9 protein-coding genes are annotated in these 12034 nt (G+C 54.5%); 6 read left to right on the plus strand and 3 right to left on the minus strand.

Annotated elements, in window-relative coordinates; all coding sequences use genetic code 11:
* Positions 1-108: 108 nt before the first annotated feature.
* Positions 109-870: a hypothetical protein gene (locus M0R30_RS10595; RefSeq protein ID WP_292546642.1), complete on the minus strand. Its 762-nt coding sequence runs from the start codon at positions 868-870 to the stop codon at positions 109-111.
* Positions 871-1347: 477 nt separating this feature from the next.
* On the opposite strand from M0R30_RS10595, the gene M0R30_RS10600 reads away from it, so the two are divergent.
* The 3 genes from M0R30_RS10600 to ilvD all read left to right on the plus strand — a co-directional run bounded on the left by M0R30_RS10600 (position 1348) and on the right by ilvD (position 5731).
* Positions 1348-2445, plus strand: a complete 1098-nt coding sequence (locus M0R30_RS10600; protein ID WP_292546644.1) for an S-layer protein — start codon at positions 1348-1350, stop codon at positions 2443-2445.
* 229 nt (positions 2446-2674) lie between these two features.
* On the plus strand, positions 2675-4000 hold the full coding sequence (locus M0R30_RS10605) for a cobyrinate a,c-diamide synthase (RefSeq protein WP_292546646.1): 1326 nt from the start codon (positions 2675-2677) through the stop codon (positions 3998-4000).
* 87 nt (positions 4001-4087) lie between these two features.
* A complete protein-coding gene (gene ilvD, locus M0R30_RS10610) occupies positions 4088-5731 on the plus strand; it encodes a dihydroxy-acid dehydratase (protein WP_292546648.1) in 1644 nt (547 codons plus the stop codon).
* Between the two features lie 194 nt (positions 5732-5925).
* Here ilvD and M0R30_RS10615 read toward each other — a convergent pair whose 3' ends face one another.
* A complete protein-coding gene (locus tag M0R30_RS10615) occupies positions 5926-6573 on the minus strand; it encodes a DUF4013 domain-containing protein (protein WP_292546649.1) in 648 nt (215 codons plus the stop codon).
* A gap of 145 nt (positions 6574-6718) precedes the next feature.
* Positions 6719-8203, minus strand: a complete 1485-nt coding sequence (gene purH / locus M0R30_RS10620; protein ID WP_292546650.1) for a bifunctional phosphoribosylaminoimidazolecarboxamide formyltransferase/IMP cyclohydrolase — start codon at positions 8201-8203, stop codon at positions 6719-6721.
* Between the two features lie 288 nt (positions 8204-8491).
* Here purH and M0R30_RS10625 point away from each other — a divergent pair, with 288 nt between their 5' ends.
* From M0R30_RS10625 to dnaJ, 3 genes are read left to right on the plus strand one after another with little or no spacing between them, the layout of a single operon-like run.
* On the plus strand, positions 8492-9028 hold the full coding sequence (locus M0R30_RS10625) for a nucleotide exchange factor GrpE (protein WP_292546652.1): 537 nt from the start codon (positions 8492-8494) through the stop codon (positions 9026-9028).
* A gap of 3 nt (positions 9029-9031) precedes the next feature.
* Entirely contained in the window at positions 9032-10885 is a 1854-nt protein-coding gene (gene dnaK / locus M0R30_RS10630) for a molecular chaperone DnaK (RefSeq protein ID WP_292546654.1), read from the plus strand.
* Positions 10886-10892: 7 nt separating this feature from the next.
* Positions 10893-12023, plus strand: coding sequence for a molecular chaperone DnaJ (dnaJ, locus tag M0R30_RS10635; protein WP_292546656.1), 1131 nt, complete (start codon positions 10893-10895; stop codon positions 12021-12023).
* The last annotated feature ends 11 nt before the right edge of the window (positions 12024-12034 follow it).

Genomic DNA, 12034 nt, shown 5'->3' on the forward strand with positions numbered 1-12034 from the left:
GTTTTAGTGTATGCCTTACTTAAATTGCTTTTATCGCTTAAATATCTCACCGTCTCACGGTCTGATATACCCCGGGAATACCAGGAATTTTAAAAAAAGATGGCGGTTTTAATGGGTCCACGTGGGTGTAGGAGTTCCTGTAATAAGTGCAAGACTGGTGGTGTCCCTTGTTGACTGGCCCCAGTACGTGCAGGCATCAAATGTCATGTTTTCAGGATTATCGATGTTGCCCACAGGCTTGACCCAGAAATTTATCGTTGCGGTGATTTTATGACCCTTTATTTCAACGAGAAGATCATCCCGTTTTAACACCTTGAGAGTCCTTGTCAGGTACGTGGAATAATCCTTGCCGAATCCATCCTGGAGATAGATCTCACCGGAGGTTTTATTCCTCACCGTGATTTCAAGGTAAGACTGGGGATCATACGTGTCGTATTTTTCGACAACATCCTTTTTCGAAGTATATCGTGAAGTGTATGCATCATAGCCCGTGATATTATGCGGCTTAACAGTGTAATTGATGTACATCGGGGGATTTTTCAGGTTGAAGGAGAACGCGGATCCATTATAAAGAAATGCCTGGGTCAATGTATAAATCCTGCAGCTTTTTTCCTCAGGTGAAGGGGTCGGGGCGGTGAATGTGGAATACCCCGGGGCCTGTGTCCCGGTGATGCCGACATCCGGAACGGTTACATACGGAGTTGCTGTGGTAACGTAAGCAGAGCCGGAGGCGGTTGTGGTTGGTCCTCCCGCCGGCGTATTAGTATACTTGACTCCCGTTGACGATTCTTTGGGGGGGGCAACGCAGCCAGACAGTGCCATCATGGCAATCATCGCGATAATAAAAAAGACAGGTCCCGGCTTTATCATGGTTAATCAGAGTACAGTAACTCATAGTAAATAAGCATTTCAAAACAAAGTATATGACAATAAAGGGTTATTTTCGTAGGATCTTTTTGGAATGAATCCGTTTGCTGCATGAATTCCCGGCGGGTACATTATCCGGGTGTACGCAAAATATTATAGGATTACTTATCATTATCTGGGAGAATAGATTTCGGAAAGAGTATTCTGCATCACACCTGTTTGCTTCCGGTTACCGGTAGTATATTTTCATGAGACAATGGGTTTTGAGGGGGATAACGGATGGCTATTATTGGAAAAAACATATGCATTGTATTGATATTCTGCAGCCTTCTGGCTGCCCCGGCACTGGCTGGTACAAATTATATGGGCGGGAGCCCGGACCTTTCGTCATATATTTCGGGGTCCACAGAATTCAGTCCGGGAAATGAATCACAGATTACCCTCGTAATCAAAAATACCGGGATCAACGAATACAAGCTTGTGTCAAGTGCCACGCAGGACCTTGCCGATCTGCCAAACACGGCAAAATTCCTGAAGGTGGCTCTCCAGTCCGGCAATGCACCGCTGGTCGTGAAGACAGACCCGCAGATGCTGGGGGACCTCCCGGGCGGGTCGAGCACTACTTCGACATTCATCACGAAAATTAATACCGATGCAAAGGGCGGCACCTATACCCTGCCCCTTTTACTGAACTATTCCTATCAGGATACCTTTGCCCAGGCGGGGGCCATCGAATCTATCGAGTACAGGTATAAGACCGTGGCTCTCACGCTCAATATCCCGATCACCATCAGGCACGAAGTATCAATCGATGTCATTTCAGCAGAGCCGGAACACCTGAATGCCGGTACTGAAGGCTACCTGAACCTGAAGATCAATAACACGGGTTCTGAAGATGCGACGCAGGCGATTGTAAAAATTACCCGGAACGGCAACAGCCCGGTTGTCCCGGTGGACAACAGCGCTTATATCGGTGATTTCCCGGCGGGAAGTACGGCGTCCTGCCGGTACAAGGTCTCGGTATCCTCCAGCGCAGAAAAGCAGACCTATCCCGTTGATGTTGAGGTTGAATACCTGAATTCAGAAGGGGACACGGTCACTTCCCGCAGTGACACGGTTGGCGTACCGATCGGGGGGAAGGCAGACTTTGCCATCATCTCCGCACCTGCAGAGATGCACCCGGGGAATAAGGAGGTCATCTCCGTTGAATACAAAAATACCGGTGACACGACCATCTACAGCGCCCAGTCACGGATCAGTGCCGTCGACCCGTTCAGCAGCAGCGAGGATATCGCATTCATCGGAGACCTGCAGCCGGGCGAGTCCCGGGTCGTGTCCTACCAGGTCAGTGTTGATCGCAGTGCAACCATCAAGGAGTACGGCCTCGATTCGGAGATCCGTTACCGCGATGCAGTCGATAATACCTACATCTCTGACATCATGAAGGTGAACGTCGATGTTACCGCAACAAAGGGACTGGAGACGATCATCACCAACCCGATTTACCTCTCCATCCTCGCTGCAGCAATTATCGGCATTGCTTATTTCATCTACCATTACCGCAGCAGAAAACAGTAAGCACTCTTTTTCCCCTCTTTTCTCACGCAGTATCACATGCACCCGGGTTTTCTCGTCAAGATAATCGCAGGACATGTTCAGCCGAAGATGACAGCGTCCGAATTTATTAAGAGCCACGGCTTACCAGATTGTATAGCGAGAACAGCACTCATTGGAGTACCTTTTCAGATAATACCGGTGCAGACATGCGTATCACAATGACAACGATTTTTTGTACGGGATGTCCCCCATGACCATCCCGCGGATCATCATTGCCGGTACCCACAGCGGCTGCGGCAAGACAACCGTTGCCAGCGGGATCATGGGAGCGCTCACAAAGGAAGGGTATACTGTCCAGCCATTCAAGGTCGGCCCGGATTTCATTGATCCAACGCACCACACGCGGATATGCGGCAGGATCTCCCGTAACCTCGACCCGTTCATGATGGGCGAGGAGGAATGTCGTGCTTCGTTCTCCCGTGCATCGGCAGGCGCCGACATAGCGGTTGTCGAGGGGGTCATGGGCATGTTTGACGGGGTTGATGGATCCGATCTCTCAAGTACCGCCCATGTTGCCCGGCTCCTGCAGGCGCCGGTCATCCTCGTTGTCGATGCAAAAGGGATGTCCCGGAGCATCCACGCACTCATCAAGGGGTTCATGACCTTTGATCCCACGGTCACAATCGCTGGCGTAATTGTCAACCGCACCGGGAGCAGACGCCACCGGGAGATGATGGAGCCCTCCCTTGCGATCCCCGCGTTCGGGTGGATCCCACGGAGTGAGGCTATTACCCTGAAAAGCCGGCACCTCGGCCTTCTCATGGCACACGAATCCGGCTCGCATGATGAAATCAGCGACCTTATCGCGGAACATTGCGATCTTGAAGCGATTATTTCGGCAGCCGGTAAAGCGCCGGCAATCCCGGTCCGACAGGAGACCCCCTCGCAGGTGGCCTCCCGGGCCCGGATTGGTGTTGCCCGCGACAATGCCTTCTGCTTCTATTACCAGGACAACCTTGAACTGCTCCGGAAAACCGGTGCCGAACTCGTCTTCTTCAGCCCGCTCCAGGACCGGCTGCCCCAGGTCGATGCACTGTATCTTGGCGGAGGATATCCCGAACTTTTCCTTCCTCAACTCGAGGTGGCAGCCTGCACAACGGATATCAGCAAGGCAGCTCGGGACGGTCTGCCGGTCTTTGCCGAGTGCGGCGGGCTGATGTACCTGACCCGGGAAGTCAAAGGCGAGCGTACCTGTCGCATGACCGGCATCCTTCCCGCCATTGCCGAGATGACAAACCGGATCCAGGCACTGGGATATGTGAAAGGTACGGTTACCGGCACGGGATCGTTTTTACCGCAGGGCCGGATCGTTGCCGGCCATGAATTCCATTATTCACGGCTGGTCCCGGACAAGGATGCACGCTACGTTATCACCCTTTCGAGAGGGATGGGGATTACAGACGGGAAAGACGGGCTTGCAGCATCGAATACCGTGGGAATGTACACACACTCGTATTTTACCCCGGCGTTCGCCCGGGATTTCGTGGATGCGGCCGTCTCCTTCTCCCGTTCATGATCCTTCACCGGTCTTCTTGTATCCATCCATACAAGGGCTAAAGTCATAGGAAAGCGAACCTCTCAAACACAGGCAGGTCCGTTATCCATGCGCAGTGATGAAGTGAAATCAGGTTACCAGCGGGCGCCCAACCGTGCGCTCCTCCGCTCTCTCGGCGTGACCGATCGCGAGATGGGGCTCCCGTTCATAGGAATCGCCAATGCATACAACACGATCGTGCCCGGCCATATTCACCTCCGTCAGCTGGCCGAGAAGGTGAAGGAAGGCATTGCTGCCGCCGGTGGTGTGCCGTTCGAGTTCGGGGTTATTGGCATCTGCGACGGCATCGCGATGGGCCACGAGGGAATGAGGTATTCCCTCCCTTCACGCGAAAATGTCGCGGACTCCATCGAACTCATGGCGCAGGCCCACCGGTTCGACGGCCTCGTCTGCATCGGCACCTGCGACAAGATCGTGCCGGGCATGCTGATGGCTGCGGTCCGGTGCAATATCCCGACAGTTGTCCTGACCGGTGGGGCCATGCTCTCAGGCTACCAGGACGGGAAAGATCTCTCCCTCATCGATATTTTTGAAGGCGTGGGAAAAGTAGCCGCCGGGTCGATGACCGAAGATGCGCTGTGCGAACTCGAGTGCTGCGCCATGCCCGGGTGCGGCAGCTGCCAGGGACTGTATACCGCAAATACCATGGCCTGCATGACCGAGGCGCTGGGCATGTCCCTCCCCGGTTGTGCGGCAACACCGGCTGTTGATGCGGGGAAACTGCGGATCGCCCGCGAGAGCGGAGAAGCGATCATTCCCCTGGTGAAAAAACAGGTAACGCCCCGGGACATCATCACGAAGAAGAGCCTGCGGAATGCCATACGGGTGGACATGGCGCTCGGGGGTTCGACCAACACGGTGCTGCACCTCATGGCGATCGCAACCGAAGCCGAAGTCCCGCTCTCGCTTGAGGACTTCTCCACACTTGCCGAAGAAGTCCCCCATATCTGTAATATGCAGCCCTCCGGCCCGCACTCCATGCAGACCCTTCACCGCGCCGGGGGGATCCCTGCGGTGCAGAAACAGCTGGAGCCATATCTGGACAACAGCCCGACAGTCTCCGGAAAGAAGATCCTGGAGATTGCAAAAAGCGCTGTTGTCAGGGATGAGGAAGTGATCCGGCCATTGAAAAAGCCCATCAGTACTACCGGGGGGCTCCGGGTACTGTCCGGCTCCCTTGCACCGGATGGTGCCGTTGTGAAAAGCGCCGGTGTGCCAAAGGAGATGTGGAAGCACACCGGCCCGGCCCGGGTTTTCGATGGAGAGGGACCGGCCATGAAAGCAATCCTGGCAAAGAAGATCAAAGAGGGCGATGTTGTGATCGTCCGGTACGAAGGTCCCCGCGGGGCACCGGGGATGCCGGAGATGCTCTCCCCAACGTCGGCACTGATGGGACTAGGGTACAAGAAGGTTGTCCTCATCACGGACGGCCGGTTCTCCGGGGGCACCCGCGGCCCCTGCATCGGCCATGTTGCCCCGGAAGCGGCAGTCGGCGGCCCCATTGCATTTGTCCGGGACAAAGATTCTATTTCGGTCGACCTGCATGCAAAGACAATCGATCTGCAGGTATCGGTAAAAGAGATCAACCAGCGGAAGAAAGGGTGGAAGCCCCCGGAAAAAGCCCTCACCGGCGTCCTTGCCCGGTATGCAAAGACCGTGGAACAGGCAAACCTTGGTGCAGTGCAGCGATAACCCGGCTACTGAGATCCAATCGAAAACTCTTTTTTGTCGGTCAGGCTAGGGCAGTTCTGCATTGACGGGTGATATTACACCCATAATAACTGTATTTTCCGGGTGCGATCGGTTCTTGTTTTCAGATAACCGTGTATTCAGGAAAAAACAGGGACATACCGATAATTCAGTAACGTGAAAAAAGAGTGAAGATATTATGCCGCGCCGGCGCTGTCGTACAGCTGGCAGATATAGCGTGCATGCCAGAGTACGAGTAACGGGGTCAGGAGGAAAAGGATGAGCATCCCGACATAGGGAATGGCCATGCAGATGACCTCGATGATACTGATAATGATCCCGATGATGATGAGGGCTATGATGTAGTTTACCCAGCCGATCTTGCCGATCGTCTCAAGGATCGCACTAAAGTTGAACGCCTCACCCATGCTGCCGGTCCGGGCGAACCGGATGATACCGATTGTCGCAAGGAGGCCGGTGATGACGGCAACAATAAAGAGGATGATGAATCCGGCGAGCATGCCACCGATGATCCCAATGATCGCTGCAGGGTTCATGACATAGGCAGTAATACCTGCACCAATCGTGACAAAGGCGATAATCAGGAGGGGAATTGCCCAGATGAGCGAGACGATAAAGTACTTGATACCGTCAATGATGAGGGTTCCCCATCCGTCCACTTCCGGTGCCGGTTTCTCGCCGCGGAATACTTTCAGGGTATAACCAAGGAGCGGGATACAGAGCAGGATCGTTGCTACCAGGAGCAAGATCCACTGCATCCATTTTCCTACAATTGCATCCTTTGCATAGGCAAAGGATTCTCCAACCATGTTTCCAAAATCCATTTGTTTCACCACAAAGATACCAATCAATGTATAGAATCATCTGTGGCTGTTTCCTGCCACAAACGATTTAAAGAAGGTATGGCAACTTCGCAGAATAAATATCTATCGCAGATTTTTGGTTAAAATTCAAAAAAAGGGGCAAATATCAGTGCCTGAAGTACCGTACGCCCGTAAAAACCATTGCCATGTTGAGACGGTTTGCGGCTTCGATGACTTCCTTGTCCCGGATCGATCCACCGGGCTGGACAAGTGCCGTCGCACCGGCTTCGGCCGCGACTTCGAGCGTGTCCGGGAACGGGAGGAACGCATCCGACGCCACTGCCGATCCCCTGAGGGGAGCACATGCTTTCTCAATGGCAATTTTCGCCGAGTCAACCCGGCTCATCTGTCCGGCACCGATGCCCAGCGTCCTCTTCTGGTCGGCAAAGATGATGGTGTTGCTCTTCGTGTGCTTGCAGACCTTCCAGGCGAGCTGGAGCGCCTTCATCTCATCCGCTGACGTGTCCCTGTCCGTGATCACCTGCCAGTGCTCCTGGTAGGCCGGGGTCCTCTGGACAAGGATCCCGCCATCGATGGTCCGGACCTCATCTGCACCGGTTTTTTCCGGGAGGACCAGTACCCGCATATTTTCTTTCGTTCTCATCATGGCGATGGCATCATCGGAGAAGCGGGGGGCAACGATCACTTCGACAAACGTCTTACAGATCTCTTCCGCAAAGGGTTTTGTTACTTCACGGTTCACGGATACAACCGAGCCGTACGCGGAGACCGGGTCGACCTCGCGGGCTGTAAGGTATGCATCAAGCACATCAGAACCAACTGCGACTCCGCAGGGGTTGTTATGCTTCACGATCACTGCCGCCGCGTCATCGAACTCGCGGAGCAGTGAGACTCCCGCATTGACATCGAGGTAATTGTTGTACGACATCTGTTTGCCCTGGAGGGGCTCGGTACCGGCAATTCCATGAGTCCCGTACACTGCTGCCATCTGGTGCGGGTTCTCGCCATAACGCAACGGCCTCCCGTGCGTAAACTGGAGGGACAGCGTTGTGGGGAACGGCGAGGTGAGGGTGTACAGGTAATTACTGATCGCTGCATCATACCTGGCGGTGCGGGCGAATGCCTTCTTTGCCAGCTCAAGGCGCTGGTTTTCGGAGAGGTCCCCTGCATGTATCGATGTTATTATGCCGGGATAATCCGACGGGTCCACAACGACTGCAACGTCCTTGTAATTTTTTGCCGCTGCACGGATCATCGCCGGCCCTCCGATATCAATGAACTCGATCAGTTTTTCGAGATCCATCTGCTTTTTGGACATTGCTTCAAAGGGGTACAGGTTGACGACAAGCAGGTCGATGCGGTTGATCCCGTGTTTTGTCATCACTGCATCATCGATCTGCCGCCGCCCCAGGAGTCCCCCGTGGACCCTGGGGTGCAGGGTCTTTACCCGGCCATCCATCATCTCCGGGAAGCCGGTATAACTCGACACTTCGGTGAACCTGATATTCGCCTCAGCAAGGGCTTTGCCTGTTCCCCCGGAACTCATGATATTGAATTTGTGTGCCGATAAGGCCTGTGCAAGTTCGATAATACCGGTCTTGTCCCAGACCGAAAGCAATGCCCACTTCATGGTCTTATGTATGAAAAACAGGAAAGAAAAAGGTATGCGAGTATACCTCATACCGGTATCTCAAGGGTCATTTGGTATCCAGGGTACGGGATCTTGATGATCCGGACAAAAAAGCCAGGAACTTTGAGAGAAACAAACCTTAAATCTTTGCTGAATACCGATTCATAAAATGATTTGCATCCGGTTTTGGAAAACAGTCACAATCTGGAGGTTCCCGAATATGGTGTATGTGAAATTTTATATAGAACTACAATGCAATAGATAATGGAACATCGAATGGGATGTATTATGAACGACGCAGATGACGGACACGGGCAGCCCGGGAAAGAGGTGAATGGCACGGAGGAAACATCAACGGCCGTTCCTGGTGCCGGTGAACCGGATGAGCAGAAGAAAGCGTATGCTGATCTGAACGACCGGTTCCTGCGCCTTGCTGCGGATTTTGAGAATTATAAAAAACGCAGTGAACGGGATCGCGCTTCGCTTGTCGCCATGGCAAACGAACGCTTTGCCATCGACCTCCTTGAGGTCCTCGACAACATGGATAGGGCACTCAAGGCTGATGATGCACACCTCCATGAAGGAGTTGTTCAGATCCACCAGTTGCTCAATGACCAGATGCTTCGTCATGGTGTCCGTCCTATAGATTCACTCAAAAAAACATTCAATCCCGCTGAACATGAGGCAATCGCCCATGTGCCGTCAGATGAACCTGCCGGTACCATTATTGACGAGATCTCACGCGGGTATCGTATGCATGAAAGAGTTATCAGGTTTGCAAAAGTAGCAGTATCCAAAGGAAATCTGAAAGATCAGGAGGCATAAAAAATGGCTAAAGAGAAGGTTCTGGGAATCGATCTGGGAACAACCTTTTCCTGTATGTCGATCATGGAGGCCGGGAAGCCCATCGTCATTCCGAATGCTGAAGGCGGGAGGACAACCGCGTCCATTGTCGCATTTACCAAGGAAGGGGAACGGCTTGTCGGCAGTCTTGCCAAGCGCCAGGCAGTGACCAACCCCCAGCGCACGATCCAGTCCATCAAGCGGAAGATGGGGACGAGCGAGAAAGTAACCATCGATGGCAAGGGTTACACCCCGCAGGAGATATCCGCCATGATCCTGCAGAAACTCAAGGTCGATGCCGAGGCATATCTTGGCGAGAAGATCACCAAGGCGGTTGTCACCGTCCCCGCATACTTCAACGACGCCCAGCGACAGGCCACCAAGGATGCCGGCCAGATCGCCGGCCTTGAAGTGCTGCGGATCATCAACGAACCGACAGCAAGCGCACTCGCATATGGCATCGACAAGGAAAATGATGCAACGGTCCTTGTCTACGACCTCGGCGGCGGGACATTCGATGTATCGATCCTGACACTTGGCGACGGTGTGTTCGAGGTGAAGTCCACGGCCGGGAACAACCATCTTGGCGGCGATGACTTTGACAAACTTGTCCAGGACTACCTGATTGAGGAGTTCAAAAAGAAGGAGGGTGTTGACCTCAGGAATGATCCCTATGCAATGCAGCGCCTGCGTGAAGCGTCTGAAAATGCAAAGATCGAACTCTCCCAGCGGCAGACCACGAACGTCAACCTGCCGTACATCACCACCGACGCCAGCGGCCCAAAGTTCCTCAATATCGACCTGACCCGGTCAAAACTGGAGCAGCTCATCGGGGATCTCGTAGAATCCACGGTCGGCCCGGTCAAGCAGGCACTCAGCGATGCAAAGCTGGAGCCAAAGGACATTGACCACGTACTGCTTGTCGGCGGATCGACCCGCGTCCCGCTTGTGGTGGAGACAATCAGGAAACTCATCGGCAAGGAGCCAGACAAAGGCATCAACCCGGATGAGTGTGTTGCCGTCGGTGCCGCGATTCAGGGTGCAGTCCTTACCGGGGAGACCAAGGACATCGTCCTCCTGGATGTCACCCCGCTGACACTCGGCATCGAGACACTTGGCGGGATCGCCACCAAGCTCATCGAGCGGAACACGACCATCCCATCACGAAAGAGCCAGATCTTCTCCACTGCCGCGGACGGCCAGACCAGTGTTGAGATCCATGTAGTACAGGGCGAACGGGCACTTGCCAAGGATAACTTCACGCTCGGCAAGTTCCAGCTGACCGGCATCCCACCGGCACCACGGGGCATCCCCCAGATCGAGGTCACGTTCGATATCGATTCAAACGGTATCATCCACGTGTCGGCAAAAGACCTTGGCTCGGGCAACCAGCAGGCGATCTCCATCAAGGGCGACCGGAAACTGTCCGAAGAGGATATCAGGAAGGCCATGGAATCCGCCAAGCAGTTCGAGGAAGAAGACAAGAAGAAGCGCGACGAGATCGAGCTGCGCAACCAGGCAGACACCGCAGTCTTCATGGCCGAGAAGATGCTCAAGGAGAGCGGCGACAAAATCGATACGGAAGACAAGACAAAAATCGAGGAGGGTATTGCAGCGATAAAGAAGGCCCTGCCGGAAGACAACCTCGATGAGATCAAGAAGGCCATGGAATCCCTGACAGAGTCCGTGTACGCAGCAACGACCAAGATGTACCAGAAGGCACAGGCAGACCAGGCAGCACAGCAGCCGCCGGGCGATGGTGCCGGTCCCGCTCCCGAACAGGAGCAGAAGACCGATGACAATGTCGTCAATGCCGACTATAAGGTAAAAGAAGAGTGAGCAAACGATGAGTGCGGGCGATTACTATGACACGTTAGGCGTTCCGCGGAATGCCGACGAGAAGGAGATCAAGAAAGCCTACCGCAACCTCGCCCGCAAATACCACCCCGATGTCTGCAAGGAGCCCGGCGCCGAAGAGAAGTTCAAGCAGATCAACGAGGCCTACAGTGTCCTTTCCGACGACCAGAAAAAGGCACAGTATGACAACATGGGCCACGAGACCTTCACCAATGCCTCGAAAGGCTCCTACACCGGTGGCGGCGGGTTCGGCGGGGGAGGGTTCTCCGCAGACTTCTCCGGTTTCGGCGATATCTTCGATTTCTTTGGTGGCGGAGGCCGGCGGAGATCCGGGCCCCAGCCCGGTGCCGACCTGCTGATGCGCATCCAGATACGGCTCGAGGATGCCGTGGCCGGCATGGACCGGGAGATCGAGGTGATGCACTCGGAGCCATGCAAGGCGTGCAGCGGTTCCGGCAGTGAGACAAAACGGCTGAATGTCTGCCCCAGGTGCGGCGGCAGCGGGCAGATGCGGCAGGCAACCAACTCCCCCTTCGGGCAGTTTGTCCGTATGTCCACCTGTTCACAGTGCGGGGGGAAAGGAAAGATCCCTGAAAAGACATGCAGGGAATGCCATGGCACAGGACACACCCGCGTCAAGCGGAAAGTATCCGTGCACATCCCTGCCGGGATCGACAACGGGATGCGGCTGCGCATGGAAGGGTACGGGGAGGCCGGGGACTACGGGGCAGCAAACGGCGACCTGTTCCTTGAAGTCTATGTCCAGCCCCATGACCGGTTCGTGCGTGCCGGTGACAACCTGGAAACCACAGTCGAGATCAGCCCAATCCAGGCGGTTCTCGGTACCGGGATCGAGATCGAGACCATTGACAAACGCCACATCGACCTCAGGATCCCGGCCGGCATCCAGTATAACACGGCGCTCAAGATCGCCGGCGAGGGGGTCAAGCGGCGCGGAAAACCGGGAGACCTCCTGGTCCGGGTCAGGATCATTACCCCCAAATCCATCAGCAACGAACAGAAGGAACTGTACCAGAAACTGGCTGAACTGGAAGGGAAAGGCGGCGGTGCCGGCGGTTTCTTCTCCGGCATTATGGGGAAGAAGAAGGGTAAGAAGTAATTCATCCCCAT

Origin of the sequence: Methanoregula sp. (assembly GCF_023227875.1) — an archaeon.
GTDB lineage: Archaea > Halobacteriota > Methanomicrobia > Methanomicrobiales > Methanospirillaceae > Methanoregula.